Annotated in this window: 24 protein-coding genes; 12 read left to right on the forward strand and 12 right to left on the reverse strand. The window is 61.1% G+C overall.

The annotated features are described in order from the left end of the window. Positions 1 to 101 precede the first annotated feature (101 nt). The 5 genes from argE to BLU48_RS08290 all read right to left on the reverse strand — a co-directional run bounded on the left by argE (position 102) and on the right by BLU48_RS08290 (position 4503). On the reverse strand, positions 102 to 1247 hold the full coding sequence (argE, locus tag BLU48_RS08270) for an acetylornithine deacetylase (RefSeq protein ID WP_057025634.1): 1146 nt from the start codon (positions 1245 to 1247) through the stop codon (positions 102 to 104). Next, on the reverse strand, positions 1244 to 1921 hold the full coding sequence (locus BLU48_RS08275; RefSeq protein WP_057025635.1) for a DUF1028 domain-containing protein: 678 nt from the start codon (positions 1919 to 1921) through the stop codon (positions 1244 to 1246). Before BLU48_RS08275 ends, argE begins: the two co-directional genes overlap by 4 nt. Before the next feature lie 11 nt (positions 1922 to 1932). Then, entirely contained in the window at positions 1933 to 2343 is a 411-nt protein-coding gene (locus tag BLU48_RS08280) for a RidA family protein (RefSeq protein ID WP_057025636.1), read from the reverse strand. A 23-nt stretch (positions 2344 to 2366) separates the two neighbouring features. Further along, positions 2367 to 3698 carry a flavin-containing monooxygenase gene (locus BLU48_RS08285; RefSeq protein ID WP_371851109.1) on the reverse strand — a complete coding sequence of 444 codons (1332 nt, stop codon included), beginning with the start codon at positions 3696 to 3698 and terminating at the stop codon, positions 2367 to 2369. A 202-nt stretch (positions 3699 to 3900) separates the two neighbouring features. Next, positions 3901 to 4503, reverse strand: coding sequence for a LuxR C-terminal-related transcriptional regulator (locus BLU48_RS08290; RefSeq protein WP_057025638.1), 603 nt, complete (start codon positions 4501 to 4503; stop codon positions 3901 to 3903). 101 nt (positions 4504 to 4604) lie between these two features. On the opposite strand from BLU48_RS08290, the gene BLU48_RS08295 reads away from it, so the two are divergent. Then, positions 4605 to 6218, forward strand: a complete 1614-nt coding sequence (locus BLU48_RS08295) for an ATP-binding response regulator (protein ID WP_057025639.1) — start codon at positions 4605 to 4607, stop codon at positions 6216 to 6218. On the opposite strand, the gene BLU48_RS08300 is transcribed toward BLU48_RS08295, so the two are convergent. Beyond that, positions 6208 to 6543, reverse strand: coding sequence for a hypothetical protein (locus BLU48_RS08300; RefSeq protein ID WP_046068533.1), 336 nt, complete (start codon positions 6541 to 6543; stop codon positions 6208 to 6210). The two genes, BLU48_RS08295 and BLU48_RS08300, sit on opposite strands and share 11 nt — an antisense overlap. A gap of 175 nt (positions 6544 to 6718) precedes the next feature. Here BLU48_RS08300 and BLU48_RS08305 point away from each other — a divergent pair, with 175 nt between their 5' ends. Beyond that, positions 6719 to 7201, forward strand: coding sequence for a GNAT family N-acetyltransferase (locus BLU48_RS08305; protein WP_057025640.1), 483 nt, complete (start codon positions 6719 to 6721; stop codon positions 7199 to 7201). 553 nt (positions 7202 to 7754) lie between these two features. On the opposite strand, the gene BLU48_RS08315 is transcribed toward BLU48_RS08305, so the two are convergent. Together BLU48_RS08315 and BLU48_RS08320 are read right to left on the reverse strand one after the other, a co-directional pair. Next, positions 7755 to 8237: a copper chaperone PCu(A)C gene (locus BLU48_RS08315; protein WP_057025063.1), complete on the reverse strand. Its 483-nt coding sequence runs from the start codon at positions 8235 to 8237 to the stop codon at positions 7755 to 7757. Next, positions 8237 to 8845: an SCO family protein gene (locus tag BLU48_RS08320; RefSeq protein WP_043050409.1), complete on the reverse strand. Its 609-nt coding sequence runs from the start codon at positions 8843 to 8845 to the stop codon at positions 8237 to 8239. The genes BLU48_RS08315 and BLU48_RS08320 overlap by 1 nt, the downstream gene beginning before the upstream one ends. A 194-nt stretch (positions 8846 to 9039) precedes the next feature. Here BLU48_RS08320 and BLU48_RS08325 point away from each other — a divergent pair, with 194 nt between their 5' ends. The 3 genes from BLU48_RS08325 to BLU48_RS08335 all read left to right on the forward strand — a co-directional run bounded on the left by BLU48_RS08325 (position 9040) and on the right by BLU48_RS08335 (position 10311). Next, positions 9040 to 9423, forward strand: coding sequence for a DUF2946 domain-containing protein (locus tag BLU48_RS08325; protein WP_057025064.1), 384 nt, complete (start codon positions 9040 to 9042; stop codon positions 9421 to 9423). A gap of 62 nt (positions 9424 to 9485) precedes the next feature. After that, on the forward strand, positions 9486 to 10031 hold the full coding sequence (locus BLU48_RS08330; protein ID WP_057025065.1) for a putative natural product biosynthesis protein: 546 nt from the start codon (positions 9486 to 9488) through the stop codon (positions 10029 to 10031). 73 nt (positions 10032 to 10104) lie between these two features. Next, positions 10105 to 10311: a hypothetical protein gene (locus BLU48_RS08335; RefSeq protein ID WP_043050413.1), complete on the forward strand. Its 207-nt coding sequence runs from the start codon at positions 10105 to 10107 to the stop codon at positions 10309 to 10311. A gap of 158 nt (positions 10312 to 10469) precedes the next feature. Here the strand turns inward: BLU48_RS08335 and BLU48_RS08340 are convergent, their stop codons facing one another. From BLU48_RS08340 to BLU48_RS08350, 3 genes are all read right to left on the reverse strand, one after another. Next, the gene (locus BLU48_RS08340) at positions 10470 to 10946 is read right to left on the reverse strand and encodes a hemerythrin domain-containing protein (RefSeq protein WP_043050414.1); all 477 of its coding nucleotides are present in this window, start codon (positions 10944 to 10946) and stop codon (positions 10470 to 10472) included. Between the two features lie 322 nt (positions 10947 to 11268). Continuing rightward, the gene (locus BLU48_RS08345; RefSeq protein WP_057025066.1) at positions 11269 to 11829 is read right to left on the reverse strand and encodes a type 1 glutamine amidotransferase domain-containing protein; all 561 of its coding nucleotides are present in this window, start codon (positions 11827 to 11829) and stop codon (positions 11269 to 11271) included. Positions 11830 to 11859: 30 nt separating this feature from the next. Continuing rightward, positions 11860 to 12363, reverse strand: a complete 504-nt coding sequence (locus tag BLU48_RS08350; RefSeq protein WP_043050416.1) for a DUF4142 domain-containing protein — start codon at positions 12361 to 12363, stop codon at positions 11860 to 11862. Positions 12364 to 12559: 196 nt separating this feature from the next. On the opposite strand from BLU48_RS08350, the gene BLU48_RS08355 reads away from it, so the two are divergent. From BLU48_RS08355 to BLU48_RS08370, 4 genes are all read left to right on the forward strand, one after another. Then, on the forward strand, positions 12560 to 12784 hold the full coding sequence (locus BLU48_RS08355; protein WP_057025067.1) for a hypothetical protein: 225 nt from the start codon (positions 12560 to 12562) through the stop codon (positions 12782 to 12784). Between the two features lies 1 nt (position 12785). Further along, complete coding sequence (locus BLU48_RS08360) at positions 12786 to 13217, forward strand: hypothetical protein (protein ID WP_057025068.1); 432 nt, start codon at positions 12786 to 12788, stop codon at positions 13215 to 13217. After that, positions 13214 to 13960 (forward strand): DUF72 domain-containing protein, encoded by a 747-nt coding sequence (locus BLU48_RS08365; protein WP_231989024.1) that lies wholly within the window; start codon positions 13214 to 13216, stop codon positions 13958 to 13960. The genes BLU48_RS08360 and BLU48_RS08365 overlap by 4 nt, the downstream gene beginning before the upstream one ends. 81 nt (positions 13961 to 14041) lie before the next feature. Then, on the forward strand, positions 14042 to 15202 hold the full coding sequence (locus BLU48_RS08370; protein ID WP_057025069.1) for an alpha-hydroxy acid oxidase: 1161 nt from the start codon (positions 14042 to 14044) through the stop codon (positions 15200 to 15202). 192 nt (positions 15203 to 15394) lie between these two features. On the opposite strand, the gene BLU48_RS08375 is transcribed toward BLU48_RS08370, so the two are convergent. Next, complete coding sequence (locus tag BLU48_RS08375; RefSeq protein ID WP_057025070.1) at positions 15395 to 16321, reverse strand: alpha/beta hydrolase; 927 nt, start codon at positions 16319 to 16321, stop codon at positions 15395 to 15397. Between the two features lie 184 nt (positions 16322 to 16505). On the opposite strand from BLU48_RS08375, the gene BLU48_RS08380 reads away from it, so the two are divergent. The 3 genes from BLU48_RS08380 (at position 16506) to imuA (ending at position 18604) form a co-directional block, all read left to right on the forward strand. Then, positions 16506 to 17093 (forward strand): NUDIX domain-containing protein, encoded by a 588-nt coding sequence (locus tag BLU48_RS08380; protein ID WP_057025071.1) that lies wholly within the window; start codon positions 16506 to 16508, stop codon positions 17091 to 17093. Between the two features lie 279 nt (positions 17094 to 17372). Next, entirely contained in the window at positions 17373 to 17990 is a 618-nt protein-coding gene (gene lexA / locus BLU48_RS08385; protein WP_057025072.1) for a transcriptional repressor LexA, read from the forward strand. Further along, the gene (gene imuA / locus BLU48_RS08390; RefSeq protein ID WP_057014782.1) at positions 17990 to 18604 is read left to right on the forward strand and encodes a translesion DNA synthesis-associated protein ImuA; all 615 of its coding nucleotides are present in this window, start codon (positions 17990 to 17992) and stop codon (positions 18602 to 18604) included. The genes lexA and imuA overlap by 1 nt, the downstream gene beginning before the upstream one ends. Positions 18605 to 18609 lie beyond the last annotated feature (5 nt).

An 18609-nucleotide genomic window follows, 5' to 3' on the forward strand; every position in this document is an offset into this window, starting at 1 on the left:
GAGGGGGCTTGCTCCCGATGGCGGTGTGTCAGTCACAGCTGCTTTCACTGCCACTCCCTCATCGGGAGCAAGCCCCCTCCCACATTGGATCTGTATTTTCTTCAAATCTGAATCGAGTCCAGCATCCTTCGCAGCATGGCATCGCAGCCGTCGAGCTGTTCCACATTCACAAACTCATCCGGCTTATGCCCCTGGTCCATGCTTCCCGGCCCGCACACCACGGTGGGTATGCCCACGGCATCGAACAGCCCGCCTTCGGTACCAAACGCAACGGTGCCAAAGTCCCGCGAGCCCGAAAACGCCGCGATCAACTCCGCCGCCTGGCTACGCTCGTCGGTAACTAAGCCGGGGTAGGCCGACAACTCGGTAAACCTGATCGAACTCTGCTTGCTCACCGCCTGCATGCGCGGCAACACCTGCTGCATCGCATACGCCTGCAACTCCTCGGCCACTTCGCCCGGGTCCATGGCGGGTAGGGCGCGTACTTCGAAATCGAAGCGGCAATCGGCGGGCACGATGTTCAACGCCTTGCCACCGCTGATCATGCCGGTCTGTACCGTGCTGAACGGCGGATCGAACCTTGGGTCCTGGCGCGAACGCAAGCGCTGGCCAATGCGCCCCAGCTCGCCGATCAACTCGGCAGCGTGTTCAATCGCATTCACTCCCGAGGGCGCATACGCCGAGTGGCATGCCTCGCCATGCACGTCGCAACGCATCGCCAACTTGCCCTTGTGGCCGAGCACGGGTTTGAGCTCAGTCGGTTCACCGATGATGCACAGCATCGGTTTTACCGGGCGCTGCTCCAATACCGCAAGCAGCGAGCGCACACCGAGGCAGCCGACTTCCTCGTCATAGGACAGGGCGATATGCACCGGCAGGCGCAAAGGCGTCTTGACCAGCTCCGGCACCAACGCCAGCACACAGGCGATATACCCCTTCATGTCGGCAGTGCCGCGCCCGAACAGTTTGCCGTCGCGTTCGGTCAACTCGAACGGCGGCAGCGTCCAGGGTTGCCCGTCCACCGGCACCACGTCGGTATGCCCCGACAGCACGATACCCGGCAACTCCACCGGGCCGACGCTGGCAAACAGGTTGGCCTTGCTGCGCTGCGCGTTGTAGACGAGTTCACTGGCTACACCAAACCCGGCGAGGTAATCGCGCACAAACTCGATCAACTGCAGGTTGGATTCGCGGCTGGTGGTGTCGAACCCCACCAGCATGCGCAGCAATTCGCGGCTGCGGCTCATCGGTCGTCTCCGGCCACGCCGTAGCCGGGGGAGCGGTCGGGGGCGAGGGCGCGGTCGATATAGTCCTGCACTTGCGGGCGGTAGGCGTCCCAGAGTGATTGAAGTTCGCCAATGGGGTTTTCATCGGCCCAGTCCACACGCAGATTGATGATCGGCCAGGTCAGCTCGCCCACCACCACCAGCGCGGCAGAGTGCACCGGACCGGCTTCGCCACCGGCGGCGATGGCGGCATGCATGGCCGCCAGCAGCCGGTCTGCCAGTTGCCCTTCACCCTGTTCGAAGGCTGTGACCATCGCCGTGATGACTTCGCGGTCGGCAAGCATATTGCCCGCCGCCACGCATTGCTCGCCCGATACCGCATGATGGGTGCCCAGGGTCTGGCTGCCGCTGAAATGCACGCTGCGGCCCAGGTGGTCAATCGCCGTCACTTGCCGGTATTGGCTGTAGCCGTTGCGCGTGAGGGCTTGGTCGAGGGCCTCGGCCGGGGCCAGGCCCTGTTCCAGCAGGTCGAGCACGTCCGGGCCGAGGGCAGGCAGGGTGATGTTCTGGGTCGACACTGCGCCCACACCGGGCCGCAGCCACGGGCAGCGGGCGCCCACGGCGATGCTCGATGAGCTGATGGCGATGCCCAGCTGGCCGGTTTCCGCGCAACGGCCGACGATGGAAAAGGTCATGGCTAGCCTCCTTATTCTGGAATAACCGCGATCACGTCGATTTCCATCAGCCACTGCGCCTGGCCCAGGGCCGAGACCACCAGCCCGGTGGAAATCGGGAACACGCCCTTGAGCCACTTGCCGACTTCCTGATATACCGGCTCGCGGTAGCGTGGGTCGATCAAATAAGTGGTGGTCTTGACGATATGGCTGAGGTCGCTGCCGGCTTCCTCGAGCAGTTGCTTGACGTTTTTCATCGCCTGCTCGGCCTGGGCGCGGGCATCGCCAAGGCCCACCAGGTTGCCGTCGAAATCGGTACCCACCTGGCCGCGTACATACACGGTGTTGCCGGCGCGCACTGCCTGGCACAGATCATTGTCCAGGCTCTGGTTGGGGTAGGTTTCTTTGGTGTTGAACATGCGGATACGAGTGTGGGTAGGCATCAAAAAACTCCAGGAAAAAGTGCTCAGGCGCTGACAGGGGTCTGGTGGGCAACCGGTGCGGGTTCGCGGTACTCAAGGTACTGACGCTGGATGGCAATGTGGTCGGCCACGTATTTGGCGTCGTGCCACACACCCCAGATGAATGACGAACCACGCCGCGATTGCCACGGCAAACCGAGGAAATAGATGCCCGCTTCACTGCAAACCCCGCGCTGGTGCCGGGGCTTGCCGGCGGCGTCGAAGGCGTCGACTTTCAACCAGCTGTAATCCGTGGCAAACCCGGTAGCCCAGATGATCGTGGTGATGCCGGCCTCGGCCAGGTCCAGTTGCAGGATCGGGTTCTTGATGCATTCGGCATCGGGAAACACGCGACGCGCTTCGGGCTCCAGCGGCAGGTCGAGGCCGTTGCGCTCGATATAGGCGTCAGCCGCATCCAGCAGGGCCAGGTAGTTTTCGTCGCCGCGTGCCAGGTTTTCCACCAGATTGGGCTGGAAGCTGGCCACGTTGCCGTCAAAGGCTTGGGTCAGGCCGACCAGGGTCATGCCTTGCTGGGCCAGTTCACGGAAGTCGATGGTCTTGCCGCCGTGGGCGCCGCTGACCGCGATGGTCACGTGCTCGCGGCCGGGTTTCATCGCCACCTGGTCCCATTCACCCAGCACCCCCAGCCACCAGCAGAAGTCGCGGTTGCGATAGGCGCGTGGCGGGCGGTCATGGGCGCCGACCGACAGGTACACCTGGCGCCCGGCGCGCTGCAATTCATCGGCAATCTGCACCCCGGAAGAGCCGGCGCCCACCACCAATACCGCGCCCGCCGGCAGTTGCCCGGGGTTGCGATAGTCGGCGGAATGGATCTGGTGCAGCGCGATGTCTTTCGGCGCGATGGCCGGAATCACCGGCTTCTGGAACGGCCCGGTGGCAGCCACGACGCGGTTGGCTTCGATCACACCTTCACTGGTGTGCACGGTAAAACCGGGGCGGCCGACGTTGCGTACCACTGAGGTGACGTCCACCCCGGTGCGGATCGGTGCATTGAACTTGCGTGCATAGGTTTCAAAATAATCCGCCACCGTCTCTTTGGGCGCGAAGCCATCGGCGGGCACATCATCGAATTCCAGGCCAGGGAAACGGTCATGCCAGGCCGGGCCGTTGGCGACCAACGAATCCCAGCGCCCGGTGCGCCAGCGCTCGGCGATGCGGCTGCGCTCCAGCACCAGGTGCGGCACGCCTTGCTTGCTCAGGTGCTCGCTCATGGCTACGCCAGCTTGACCCGCTCCCACTACCAGCGTGTCTATTTTTGTTATTGCTTGAGTCATGTGTCTGTCCTTGCGTAATGCAGTTGGATTCAGCTTGGGCATGACGTCAAGTTAGGGGGCGGGCGGTGATTAATAAAATATTATTAAGCTGGGAAGTGAGCATAAATATCGGATGCAGAGCGGCGCCTGACTGATGCGACTCGGTTTAATGTGGGAGGGGGCTTGCTCCCGATGGCGGTGGGTCAGTCCCAGATGCATTTACTGAGACTCCTCCATCGGGAGCAAGCCCCCTCCCACATTTGACCTACAACTCTCCGGAATACTTCACTGCTGCTGCCGCCCGTGACGGCACGTCCAGCGTGCGCAGCAGCGATGACACATGGATACGCACGGTAAACGGCGAGATATCCAGGGCCTTGGCAATTTCCTTGTTGGTCTTGCCCTGGGCAATCAGGCGCAGCACTTCCCGCTGGCGGGTGGTGAGGGTGTGGGTGCCCAGCGGCAGCAGGCCCGAAGGCGCGAACTTGACCAGCACTTCGCCGTCGCGGATCGCCAGCAACGCCTGGCCGATCTCGTCAGGGGAGATGTTCTTGCCGATAAAGCCGTCCATGCCCAGGGCCATGACCTGTTCGATCAGCGCGGCGTCGTCGACCATCGACACCACCACCAGGGTAGTGCGCCGCAGTTGCTGGCGCAGGTCGGCCAGCTGGCTGATGCAGGTCAGGCCAGGGAAGCGCAGGTCGAGGATCAGGGTGTCGACTTCGCCGGCCTCGCGCAGCAGCGCATTTACCGTGGCCAGGTCGCCGGCCTCTTTCACCTGGGCATCGGGCAACAGGCGTTGCACGGTACGCGCCATGCCTTCGCGAAACATCGGGTGGTCGTCGGCGATGATGATCCGGCCGGTCATGGTGTGCTCCTTCCTGGGGCAAGGGTGTGCTGAGGCATGTTACTTTACCTGCGGGGCCAAGGGCCCCTTGCTTCTACTGATGATATGTCAAGGATATGACTATGGGTCTCGAGACCAACTCTGAACTCGACCAGGCTAACCTGCGCATTGTGGTGGCCACCATCGCCATTGTGTATATCAGCCTATTGGGTTTCCTACCCGGGCACTCGCTGGACACCTACCTGCCGGTGATCCTGTATATCTTCCTGTTCCTGCTGGCGTCCATCGTGTTGCGCCAGGTCATCGCACGCTGGCCCGGGCATTACCCGGCGCGGCGCATCTTCGGCATGCTCCACGACTACACCGGTACTTCGTTCGGCCTGGTGGTGGGCGGTGAAGCGGCGTTGCCGCTGTATGCGGTGATGGTTTGGGTGAACCTGGGCAACGGCATGCGCTACGGTTCGCGCTACCTGGCGATTGCCACGGGGCTGGCGTTGCTGGCGCTGTTGGTGGTGTACCAGCTCACGCCGCTGTGGCAGGCGCAGCCGTTCATGGTGCTGATGCTGATGATCACCAGCACGGTGATCCCGGTGTACGCCCATATCCTGCTGGAGCGTACGCGCAAGGCTTCCGAAGAAGCCATCGCCGCCAACCTGGAAAAATCCCGTTTTCTCGCCCAGGCCAGCCATGACCTGCGCCAGCCGATCCACTCCATCGGCCTGTTCACCGCCTGCCTGCGCGAAGCCCGGCTGGGGGATGACGAGCGGCGGCTGGTGGATAACATCGACCGTTCGCTGCTCAACGTGTCGCAACTGTTCCGTTCGATTCTTGATCTCTATACCCTCGACAATGGCCGGCTGCTGCCCAAATACCAAGTGATCCACCTGGGCGACTTCCTCGCCGACCTGATGCGCCAGAACGCTGAAGCCGCACGCTGGGCCGGCGTTGAGCTGCGCTTGCGGCCTTGCACCCACTGGGTACTGGTGGACCCGGGTATGTTGGCGACCATGGTGCAGAACCTGCTCTCCAATTGCTTCAAATACGCTGCACAACGGCCAGTGCTGGTCGGCGTGCGTATTCGCGATGACGGCCTGGTGGTGGAGGTGCATGACCAGGGGCGGGGGATTGCCAGGGAACATCTGTCACAGGTCTTCGAGGAGTTCTACCGCGTGCGTCAACTGCGTGACAAGGACGTCGAAGGCGTTGGCCTGGGGCTGTCCATCGTCAAGCGCCTGGGGCAATTGATGGGGTTGCGCGTGAGCCTGCGTTCGCGGGTGGGCCGTGGCACCTCAGTAAGCCTGCATGGCCTGGCACTCGCCACTGCGCCGGTTCAACCGGCATTGCGCGCCGATGCGCGCCAGGCCGGCCTGCTCACGGGTTTGAAAGTGTGCCTGGTGGAAGATGACCACAACGTACTGCTCGCCACCCAGGCCCTGCTGGAGCGCTGGGGTTGCGAGGTGCAGGCCGAGTCCAGTGGGCAGGGCCTGGTCAGCGACTGCGACATCATCGTCGCCGACTATGACCTGGGCAACCACGCCACCGGTATCGAATGCATCGATCAGCTACGCCAGCAACGTGGCTGGGCGGTGCCGGCGTTGATCCTCACCGGTCATGACGTGGAGAAAATCCAGGCTGCGTTGCACGATCGTCAGATCGCAATACTCTCCAAGCCGGTGCGCCCTGCGGAACTGCGCGGCAGGTTGCGCGACCTCAGACGGGAAAACATTACTGCATGAATGGCGTCAGTCCGTTGCCACGTGCGCCTTTGGGCTGGCAGTAGGCGGCAGGTTTCATCAGGCCAAAGCTGGCGATTGCGAACGCACCGCCGCTGGCACCGCTGGGTACGGAGCAGTTGTATTCGCCGGATGCGGTGTTGGCCACATAGTAGGTGGTCATGGAGTCGCTGCGCACATTGGAGATACGTTTTACCGGCTCGCCCAGGTTGGTCTCCGACAGCGTCTTGAGATGGTCTTCGGTGGGCTTGATATTGCTGCAACCGGCTACGCCGATGATCAGGGCGCCCAGCAGGGCAAGGCGAGTAACGGGGGAGTGGAGTTTCATGGTGCTTCTTCCTTGGGGTTGTTTTGGTTTTTCCGACGCACAACGAACCCGCGCGCAATGGATGCGCGGTGCCGAAGGAGCGTTGGAAGTGCCGGGGAATATAGCGCCGCAGGTGGGAAGGGTCGATTAGCACAAATGGGCTAATGGCAAATTGAGGTCACACAAGGACATCGCAATGCTGGAGATAACCCGTGCGACACCCGAGGACGCCAACTGCGCGTTTGACATCCGCCGCGACGCCATCCTTGGCCAGTGCATTGGCGCCTACAGTGCCGAGCAGATGGCGCTTTGGACGCGGGGCAAAGCCGCCGATGGCTATGACACGCTGATGGACAAATTGTTTTACCTGGGGTGGGTGAACGGCGAGGCCGTCGCAACCGGCATGCTCGATCTTGATAACAATGAAGTGGGGGCGTTGTTCGTGCGGCCTGGGTTCACCGGACGTGGATATGGCAAGGCGATGCTTGACCATTTGGAGGACGTTGCGCGACTGAGGGCCATTGAAGAGGTGATGCTCGATGCAACCTTGAATGCGGTGAGTTTCTATCGGGCGTCTGGTTATGTGGGCGATGAGCAGGCGGTGTATCACTCGCCGTCGGGGCTGGTGCTGGCGTGTATTCCGATGGTGAAGCGGCTGCGTGTCATGACTCTGACATAGCGCAGTTGCTCAAACTGATTTATGGAGATCCAAATGTGGGAGTGGGCTTGCTCCCGATAGCCATGGGTATCTACACAGCTCTGACGTAGCGACCGTCAGTAACCACGATGCGAAGCGAGCCGCTCTTGATCTTGATCTGCTTTTGATCCTAGGCGCCCCGTTAAACCACGCTGGCCGGAATTCGACAGGGATTTGGGGGGTAAACCGGCAGGGATGCCGGTTTAGCCGCCCCGCGCCATGGATGGCGCGTGGCGGCGGCCTCCCAAATCCATGGCGGATTACGGGCACACCGAGCCTGGGCGAGGTGCCGAGTGGTGGGGCAAGAGCCTTTTGGTTACTTTTGGGCTCTTTTCAAAAGTGACCCGCTGTAAAAGCGGAACCAATAGTGGCCGTTGCCCAAATAACGGATATGTACTCGGTCTGATCCAACATTCTGGTCGGCTGTCAGGCCGCCATCGGGGGCAAGCCCCCTCCCACATTTTGACCGAGTTTGACGTTTTGAACTGGTCGGCTTTGAGGCCACCACTGGATCAAGTTCGCTCCCACAGCCCAATCAATGCATCTTGCTATGGTCCATCTTGCTGTGGTCCATGCCATCCAGGCCACGGGCGGCAGCCTTTACTTCAACCGTCTGCTTTTCACCCTTGGCATCCTGCACCGTAAGGGTCAGCGGCACCTGGTCGCCTTCCTTGATCTGGCCGGTCAGGCCCATCAGCATCACGTGGTAGCCGTTCGGGTCGAGCTTGACGGCTTTGCCAGCAGGCAGGGCCACCGAGTCCACCGGGCCCATGCGCATCACGTCGTCCTTCATGCTCATTTCATGGATCTGCACGTCCTTGGCCACCGGCGAGGCCACGCTGAGCAGCCGGCTGTCGCTGTCGGCGGTCACGGTCATGAACGCACCGCTGGACGGTTGGCCCGGCACGGAAGCGCGCACCCAGGCGTCTTCGACCAGTACCTGGGCGCTGGCGTGGGCGGCGAGGCCCAGCAGGGTTAGGCCGAGGGTCAGGCGCTTGAGATATTGAACGGCAGTCATTAGCAGACCTCCATGACGGTGAGCAGGTCTTCTGCACACTCTTGAGCGGTAAGGGATGCCTGCAAGCCAAGGCGCAGGTTGCCACGGGTGTCGAACACGAAACTGGTGGCGGTGTGGGACAGGGTGTAGGTGTCGCCGGCGGGGATCTTTTCATAAAAGATCCCGAATTCCTTGGCGGCCACGGCGATTTCTTCCGGGGTGCCGTAGAGCGCTTCGAAGCTGGGATCGAAGGCCTTGACGTATTTGTCGAGGATTTCAGGGGTGTCGCGCTCGGGGTCCAGGGTGATGAACACCACCTGCATGATCTCACCGTCGCGGCCCATCAGCTTCTTGGCCTGGGCGGCGCGGGCCAGGGTCGTCGGGCAGACCGCCGGGCACTGGGTGAAGCCGAAGAACACCACCGGCATCAGGCCTCGGTACGAACTCAAGGTGACGGTTTCGCCGTCGGTATTCTTGAGCTTGAAGGTGCGGCCCATGATCTTGTCACTGAGGTCCTTGCCGTATTTGAAATTCAGCTTGGGGCTGTAGTCACAGCCGCCCAGCAGGCTGCCCAGGCCCAACAGGCCCATGCCGGTCAGCACTTTGCGGCGGGTGAATAACGTACTCATTAACTGTGCATCCTGTGAAACGCCTGCATTGCTCTGGATCTACACATCAGGCTTTGAAAGCCAGGCTTTGAAACGTAGAAACGAGGAGGGCCCACAGTCTAGCAACCCTGGCTGACCGGCGTAATCTGCGACGTTCTGCCACAGGGGCGCGCCGCACTTCATCCTTTTGCGGCTTCGGTGGTAGAGTCGCCGCCATGAAATTGCGCCATTGTGACCGTTCGCTGATCGCCTGGGCCCTGTACTTCTGCGTGCTGATGAACCTCTTCGCCTGCGGTTTGGGGCATGGCCAGATGATGGGCCAGCAACTCAATGGCATCGGTGGCCTGTTCTGTTCAGCCGACGGCGGCCAGTCGCCCCTTTCCGATAAAGGGTTGGCTAACCCGAATTCCAGCAACATCTCGAACTACTTTGCCTGCCCGGTGTGCAGCGCCGTTACCGTCGCCATCGTCTTCCTGATCGGCCTGGCCTGGCTGTTGGGCCTGGCGCAAACCCCGCGTCCAGCCCATGAACGGCGCAACAAGGCGCCGCCGCGTTATTCCTGGCCCTCGGCCAACCCCCGCGCTTCCCCAGACTTCTGACGTGTGCCTTGGGCCCCCTGTGACCAGGGGGCGTTCTATCGTCATGACTGTGAGTGCGACCCATGAATCATCAATTGCCTGCAGGCGCCAACCGCCTGGTCAGCAAGGCGTCCCGCCGCCTGCGCAGCGAGCCGGCGCTGCCCGACTACCCGAGTAATTCCCGCTGTTTCGTGCACCTGGATGCACGCTTGCTGCCCCATTGGCACACGTTGTTTGATATCTGCCCGGCACTGCTCAAGCTCGACCCGCCGGAGGGGCTGAACCTGTTCCGCAGTTTCATGACCTGGGCCTACCGCAATCAGCCAGCACTGGATTGGACCTATCACCTGAACGTGTGCCGCTGGCTGCTGGTCTCGACTTACCGTGCGCAGATCGACGACGAGCCCATCGAAGCCTTCATGGCGGCCTCGGCGGCGTGTTGGGTCAATACCGATCAAAGCCAGGCCCAGGGCGTGGTACTGGCCTGGCAAGGGACAAGGGTTTTCGATTGGAAGGGCGCACCATTACTGGGTGCCGAACGCCAGGCGTTGCCCGACCCGGCAGGGGACTTTGCCTGGTGTCCATTGACTCGCCAGGCGCGTTTCGGTGGTTGGTTGCCCGTGCCTTGAGACGCTGCGCGAAATCGAATGGAACCCTGAGGCCAGATACTTGACCTAATGCATAGACCTCAGGAGGTGATTCATGCAAGTAGACTATATCTGGATCGTATTGGCGGTGATTCTGCTGCTGGCGGAATTGTGGGCAATCAACGTCGTATTGCGCAGCACCGGTGGTTGGGAGAGCAAGGGGCTGTGGCTGGTGATCCTGATCTTCGTGCCGTTGCTGGGCTTGATTGTGTGGGCGCTGTTCGGGCCCAAGCGCGAGATGGCTTCAGCGCGTAAAGACTGAGGCGCAGCTTGGCTACAGACTGTGTTTGACAATGCCCCGTATTGGACGATACGGGGCATTGTTGTAATAGCGGCAGGAAAACCCCAGCGCGCAGTCGCTACTGGGCTGGGGGTCTCTAGAGTGACTTGGCGCCATGACTGAACACTGTGTTTTGAACCTCAGGCCGCCAGCGGTTTGCTGGCGTGGGCCTTTTTATAGGCCGCTTTCATCGCTTCCATTTCAGCGCCCAGTTCGTCAAGCACCGCCTTGCCGAGCAATTTCCTGGCCTGGGGGAACATTTCCGTTTCTTCCTCTTCGATGTGGTGCTCAAGCAACTCCTTGACCACTTTGACCCGCCCGGAAAACTCGGTGGATGACGGGTCGGTCTGCTTCAGGTCGGGCAGCACCAGCGAGTCGACGGTGCGGTGCTCTTCCTTGGCTTCGTGGTACATGATGTCCTGCTCCTTGCCGCCAGCTTTGCGGAAAGCGGGGTAGAGGATTTCCTCTTCGAGCTGGGTATGCAGGGTGATTTCCATCTCGAGCTTGGCCAGCAACTCGGTACGCTTTTTAACCCCGCGCTCGGTGGATTCGCTCAGTTGGGTCAGCAGGGTCTTTACGCGTTCGTGGTCGGCTTTGAGAAGGTCGATGGCATTCATGTAGAACCTCACGGTAGTGGACGGGCGTGTCGAAATGCACGCCTCGTAGTCAGGCTATTGCATCAGGCGTACCAACTTTTGCTTCGGTAGATTTATGTTTAAAATCAAGTAGATATAAGTTAAGTAATGATTGGCTTTCGTGCAGCTTGCATGGTCGGGCTCCCGCAGGATTGCACAATGCTGCCCAGGTCAAAATGTGGGAGGGGGCTTGCTCCCGATAGCGGTAGGTCAGCTAGCCTATGCTTCACTGACCCACCGCTATCGGGAGCAAGCCCCCTCCCACATTTTCAGCTCCAGCGTCCTGGAGATTTTTATCTCGTGATCAGCCGGCAACAGCCTTGGCAATCGCCTCGTTGAACGCTGGCAAGTCGTCCGGCGTACGTGAGGTGATCAAGGTCCAGCCGTTGGCCTTGCACTCCTTGACCTGGGCATCGACCACACCCGCGGCACCTGCGTTTTCAAGGTCGATGCGCACGCTTTTATAGGCAGTCAGGGTCTTGCCCTTGACCACGCCGGCATCAATCAGCGCCCATGGCCCGTGGCAGATGGCCGCGATGGTTTTGCCGGCTTCGGCGAAGTCCTTGATCAGGCGCAGCGCTGCGGCATCCTGGCGCAAGGTATCGGCATTCACCGTGCCGCCCGGGATGACCAGCGCATCGAAGTTGCCGCTGACCACATCCGACAGTTGCACGTCGGACTCCACGGTCCCGTCCTTTTCGGTATCGCCGACAAAGGTCTGGGTGGTGCCGCCTTTGCTGGAAGCGTGGGTCACGGTGGCGCCGTAGCCCCGCAGGGCTTCCAAGGGTTTGAGCAGCTCGTCGCGCTCGATGCCGGTATTGGAGGTGATGATCAGGATTTTCTTACCGTTGAGTTGTGCACTCATGAGCGGATATCTCCTGTGTGGGTGAGTGGGTTACTTGGCGTATTTGCTTTGCAGCTCCTTGGCCATTTTCAGGTGTTTTTCCAGGGTCGGCAGCTTCTCGCTGGCAAAAGCCTTCAGCTCGGCGTTGTCCGAGGAAGTCGATTCTTTCTTGAACAGTTCGACGGCTTCTTCATGGGCATTGACCTGGTTGTTGGCATAGGCCTTGTCGAAGGATTCGTCGCGCATCTCGAGAATGGCTTTCTTGGCCTTGTCCATGAGCGCGGCATCATCCGGCACTTCAAGATCATGTTTCTTGGCCAGTGCCATCAGTTCCTGGTTGGCCTTGGTGTGGTCGTCGACCATGTGCTGGGCGAAGGTCTTCACGTCAGCCGAACTGCTTTTTTGCAGGGCGAGCTTGCCGGCCTCGACTTCGGTGATACCACTCTGCGCGGCCTTGTCGACGAAGTCATTGGAGGTCGCCGCCATGGCAACGGAAATCGAACCCGCAGCCAGTGCGAAGGTCAGGCCCATCTGTTTCATCAGCTTGCTAGTCATGGTGAATCTCCTTATGGATGACGTGATGTCGTTACCTGAGTGTTGAGCCGGCGGCCGCGCAAAAGGTTTAAATTTTTTTTGCGTTTTTTCGCCAGCGGTGACGAAGGCAATTTCCTTGAACTATCGAATTACGGCGGGCTCTGCTGCATAAGTGCCTGCCGATTTTCGCAGGCTCGCATCTGCCAGGAGATACACCGTGACTGACGCCAAGACTGCCGACAAAACCCCCAACCCCATCAGCTCCGAAGACGCCCAGACAGGTGCCGAAAAACCCGTCAAGGGACAGACCCTCGGGCATCCGGACCCAAAGACAGAAACCGTCGACAAGGTCCTGACCCCGACGTCGATCAAGGATACCGAGCGCCAGACTGACGCCATCAATGAGCAGGCCGACAAGGCTGAGCGCAAGCTGGGTCATTGAGATGGCCAAGTCGATCACGGCGTCTGAACTCGGCATCGAACTCAAGCCCGATGATGACGCCAGCCTGTTTAAATGGTTTATCGCCAGCTTTCTGATGGGCAAGCGTATCCAGGCGCCGATTGCGGCCCAGGCGTATCGGGTGATTATCGAAGAGGAGGGCCGCGATACTGCGCGCAAGCTGCAGCATTGCACCTCCCGTGAGCTGGTTTCGATGTTGGGGCGTGCCCACTACGTACGCTACGACGAAACCACCGCCCAGCGCCTGCTGGACCTGAGTGCCAAATTGAATGCCGAGTACGCGGGCAAGATCACCCAGATCAAATACGCCAGCGAGGACCGTCACGCTTTCGAACAGCGCCTCGGCGAGTTTGACGGGGTCGGGCCCAAGACCATCGAGATTTTCATGCGCGATGCAGCCAAGGTGCTGTTTTGACGGCACCTGTGTATGTGGGATGTGCGGGGTGGAGCCTGCCGCGCGAACACTGGGCGGCGTTTGTCGAAGAGGGCACTCATCTGCAGCGCTATGCCTCGCGTTTCAACGCGGTGGAAATCAACAGTTCGTTTTACCGTCCGCACCTGCCCAAGACCTATACACGCTGGGCGCAATCGGTGCCGTCGGCATTTCGTTTCTCGGTCAAGGTGCCTAAGCGCATTACCCATGAACTGCGCTTGCAAGGGTGCGCTACCGCGCTGGATGAGTTCCTTGAGCAGTGCCTGCATCTGGAGCAGAAGCTGGGCTGCCTGCTGGTGCAACTGCCGCCTTCGTTGCGCTATGAACCGGCGTTGGCCACAGGTTTTTTCACTGCACTGCGCCAGCGTTTTGCCGGCGCCGTGGTGCTGGAGCCGCGTCACCCCAGTTGGCTTGACGCCGAGGCCATGTTGCTGGACATGCAGATAGGCCGGGTAAACGCCGACCCGGCCGTCATCGACCCAGGCGCCGGCTGGCAAGGCGTGCAGTATTGGCGCTTGCACGGCTCGCCGCGCATTTATCACAGCGCCTACGGCTTGCAGCGTGTGCAGGCCTATGCACGGCTGCTGGAGCCGTCGGCTGCGGCGGGTGTTCCCACTTGGTGCATCTTCGATAATACGGCCAGCGGCCATGCGGTGATGGACGCTCTTTTGATGGTGAACAGCGAACATCTGGTTATGCCGCACGCTGCACCTCCTAGCCAATAAAACGTTGGTTGCGAGCCAGTGGTTGGCTGCACAGCCGATCGCCGGTTAATCTCTTCCCTCAGTTCAGGGAGAGGTGACCCGATGTCGTTGATCACAACCATCGAAGACTTACGCAAGCTGGCGCAGAAACGTGTGCCACGGATGTTCTACGACTACGCTGATTCCGGTTCCTGGACTGAGAGCACCTATCGCGCCAATGAGAGTGATTTTGCGCGCATCCAATTCCGCCAAAGGGTGGCGCGTAATATCGATGAGCGTTCAATCCGCGCCACGATGATCGGCCAGGACATGGCCATGCCCGTGGCCCTGGCGCCCACCGGCCTGGCGGGCATGCAGCATGCCGATGGCGAGATTCTTACCGCCCGTGCCGCTGCCGCATTCGGGTTGCGTTATACCTTGTCGACCATGAGCATCTGCTCCCTGGAAGACATCGCCGAGCATGTCGGCCAGCCGTTCTGGTTCCAGCTGTATGTGATGCGCGACCGCGAGTTTATCGAGCGGTTGATCGAGCGCGCCAAGGCTGCCGGGGTGGATGCGTTGGTGCTGACCCTTGACCTGCAGATACTCGGGCAACGCCACAAGGACTTGATCAATGGCCTGTCGGCACCACCCAAGCTGACCCTGCCGAATATCCTCAACATGATGACCAAGCCGCGCTGGGTAATGGGCATGCTCGGCACCCAGCGCCGTGGTTTCGGCAATATCGTCGGGCATGTGAAGGGCGTGGCCGACATGAGTTCGCTGTCGTCCTGGACCGCCCAGCAATTCGACCCGCGCCTGAGTTGGGACGATGTGGCGTGGATCAAGAAATGCTGGGGCGGCAAGTTGATCATCAAGGGCATCCTCGACGTGGAAGATGCGCGGCTGGCGGCCGATTCCGGCGCCGATGCGCTGGTGGTAAGCAACCACGGCGGTCGTCAGCTGGATGGCGCGCCGTCGAGCATCAGCCAACTGCCGGCGATTGTCGAGGCCGTGGGCAAGCGCATCGAAGTATGGCTCGATGGGGGGATTCGCTCCGGCCAGGACGTACTCAAGGCCATCGCCCTGGGGGCCAAGGGCACCATGATCGGTCGCCCGCACCTGTATGGCCTGGGTGCGATGGGCGAGGCGGGCGTGACCAAGGCGCTGGACATCATCGCCCGAGAGTTGGACGTGTCGATGGCGCTGTGTGGCTATAACGATATACGTGATGTGAACCGCGAGATTTTGCTGCCCGGGAGCTTTCCTGAATGTGTTGCCTGAGCAAAAAAATCGTAAAAAAATAAAAAGAGTTGTCCACGAAAACCGTGGGTATCTCTGTGGATAACTTTACGAAGGCCCGGTAGCGTTGGCGATTTCAATGCAGGTCATTATTTGATCAACTTCTGTTTCGGGCCAGCATGGGCAGGGTTTGCGCTTGACAGCCAAGCGCGAACCCAGTGCCGAAAAGCCTGTTTATGATGCGTTGTCGCGCGCTGTGGAGTGAGTCACTACCGGGTCGGGCATCCTGGTGCGCATCAGCCTGTCCAGTGCCTGGCCATAGCTGCGCCCGGCCAGGCTCATGCTGTTGTTATGGCTGGCGCCCGGTACCAGCAACAGATGCTTGGGCTCCTGGGCGGCTTCAAACAACTGCTGGCTGAAACGCGGTGGCACGTAGCGGTCGTCGAGGCCGTGGACCACCAGCAACGGCATGTGGATATCGGCAATCTTGTCAATGGAATCGAACTTCTGCGACAGCAACCAGCGCACCGGCAAAGAGGTATTGCTGACAGCCGTGGCCACATCCGCGAGGGAGGTGAAGGTGGATTCGATCACCAGCCCACGTACCGGCAGCGGCACCTGCTTGCCCAGTTCGGCGGCCAGGTCGATTGCCACCGCGCCACCCAGGGAATGCCCGTAGATCAGGCGCTTGCCCGGGTCCGGTTGCAGGGTCTGGAAGCGCTCCCAGGCGATGCGTGCGTCTTCGTACACCGTGGTTTCCGAAGGTAGGTCGCCGTGGCTTTGGCCGAAGCCGCGATAGTCGATGGCTAATACCGAGAAGCCCAGGGCATGCAATTGCTCGATGCGAAACAGCTGGCCTGTGAGATTCCAGCGCACCCCGTGCAGGTAGAGGATGGCCGGCGCCTCCTTCGTCGCAGCCGGGTACCACCAGCCATGAATGTTCTGCCCCGATTTGAAATTGGCGGGCCTGAGTTCGAATTCCTGCACCGCCTTGGGCAGGCCGGTGTACCAGCCGGCAGTCCCCGGCTCGATGCGAAACACCAGCTCGCGTTCCTTGTGTTGCAGCACGGCGCAGCCGACGGGCAGGCCGACGATCAGCGCAGCCATGCACAGCAAGGGCAGCCAGCGCAGGCCCAGGCGGGCGATAAAGCGAGAAGACATGAAAGCTCCAGGACAAAAGCGAAGCACGGGTTTTACCAGATGGCCCGAGCGCGCAGGCATTAATGCGACGGTTGTAGCAGAGCAAAGTGTTACAGCATTGAACAATCCAGGCGCAGGTTGTTAGGGTGGTCGGCTCAACGGCAGCCATCGCCACTGAACCTGTTCCCACCTGCATAGGCCCACTATGGACAACAGCCCCGTTCGCATCACCGCCGAAGAAACCCTCTCGGACAGCTGGTACCTCTTGAAAAAATACAGCTTCGACCTGCGTCGCCGGGATGGCAGCTGGCAAGCCCAGACCCGCGAGGTGTACGACCGTGGCAACGGCGCGACGATCCTGCTGTACAACCGCGGGCAACGCACAGTGCTGTTGATCCGCCAGTTCCGCATGCCCACCTTCGTCAACGACTATCCCGGCTACCTGATCGAAGCGGCGGCCGGCTTGCTGGATAACGCCAGCCCTGAAGAACGCATCCGCCTGGAAGCCGAGGAAGAGACCGGGTATCGCGTGGGGCATGTGGAGCAAATCTACGCGGCGTTCATGAGTCCAGGCTCGGTGACTGAGCGGATTCACTTTTTCATGGGCGAGTATCAGCCGGGGGATCGGGTGGGTGCGGGCGGCGGCCTGGAAGAGGAGGGCGAGGATATCGAGGTGCTCGAACTAGGCTTCGAGCAGGCACTGGAGATGGTGCAGAGTGGGGATATTGTGGATGGCAAGACAATCATGTTGTTGCTGCACCTTGAACTGAAGATGCTGAAAGAAGGCTGGTGAGGGAGCTTGCTCGCGCAGCGGCCCGACAGCCGCCGATGATCCCACTGACGCACCTGCGATCCAATGTGGGAGGGGGCTTGCTCCCGATGAGGGAGTATCAGGCAACGCATCTAGGACTGACCCACCGCCATCGAGAGCAAGCCCCCTCCCACATTTTTTACCGGGTGCAGTCAATCAGACCGTTATGAAATCAAGCTCCCGGATCAGAGTCGCGCAACCACCTCGCTAACCTCAACCCCGACTGACGGTAATTGTCAGAAATTTCCCAGAGGAGTACAAATGTACTCCATGACGAACCTGACCCCCCGCCGTACCGCCATCCTGACCTTCATCCGTGACCGCATCGCGCAACAAGGCCAGCCCCCCAGCCTCGCCGAGATCGCCGAGGCGTTCGGCTTCGCCTCGCGCAGCGTCGCCCGCAAGCATGTGGTGGCCCTGACTGAAGCTGGCTTTATCGAGGTCAACCCCAACCAGGCCCGTGGTATTCGTCTGCTCAATCAACCCGTGCGTGCCGAGTGGCTGGATGTCCCGGTGCTTGGCCGTGTGGCGGCCGGCCGGCCCATCGACGCCGATGCCGAAGTGCACAGCCGCTTGCAACTGGACCCTGCCACCTTCGCGAAAACCCCCGACTACCTGCTGCGGGTGCAGGGCGATTCGATGATCGAAGACGGCATTCTCGACGGCGACCTGGTGGGCGTGCGTCGCAGCGTCGAAGCCTTGAACGGACAGATTGTAGTGGCGCGCCTGGACGGTGAAGTCACCATCAAGCGTTTCGAGCGCAGCGGCGACCGGGTTCGCCTGTTGCCACGCAATCCTGCGTATCAACCCATCGTGGTCGGACCCGATCAGGACCTGGCCATTGAAGGGGTGTTCTGTGGCCTGGTGAGGCAAGGCTGATGGGCGCCGTGGTTGCCCTGGACTCGCTGTTCAATGGTGGGCGAGTCTGGAAGGGCCGGCCTGCCGCACCACCGGCCAGCGTGCACCCCACGGGGCTGGCGGCGCTGGATGCGGTGCTGCCCAGTGGCGGCTGGCCGGAAGCTGCCTTGAGTGAAATCCTGATGGCCAAGGACGGTGTGGGCGAGTTGCAGCTGGTACTGCCGACCCTGGCGCGCTTGTCGGCCCAGGGCGAGCGCATTGTGCTGGTGGCGCCGCCTTATACGCCGTACCCCCATGCCTGGCAGAACGCCGGGGTGGATGTGCGCAAGCTTTCCATCATCCAGGCCGAGGAGCGCGACGCGCTGTGGGCGGTGGAGCAGTGTCTGCGTTCCGGCAGTTGCGGCGCGGTGTTGTGCTGGCCGCGCAAGGCCGATGACCGGGCCTTGCGGCGTTTGCAGGTGGCGGCGGAAACCGGCCAGACCCTGGCGTTTGCCTGGCGCTCCTTGAGTGAGGCGGTCAATGCATCGCCCGCGGCATTGCGTCTGGCGGTCGAGGCCCGGCCGGCACAAGTGCGGGTGCTCAAGTGCCGCGGCGGGTTGGCCCACCCGGCGCCGATCGCCCTGACGGGGCATTGAGGTTG

This window comes from Pseudomonas synxantha, assembly GCF_900105675.1.
In the GTDB taxonomy this organism is placed as follows: Bacteria; Pseudomonadota; Gammaproteobacteria; order Pseudomonadales; family Pseudomonadaceae; genus Aquipseudomonas; species Aquipseudomonas synxantha.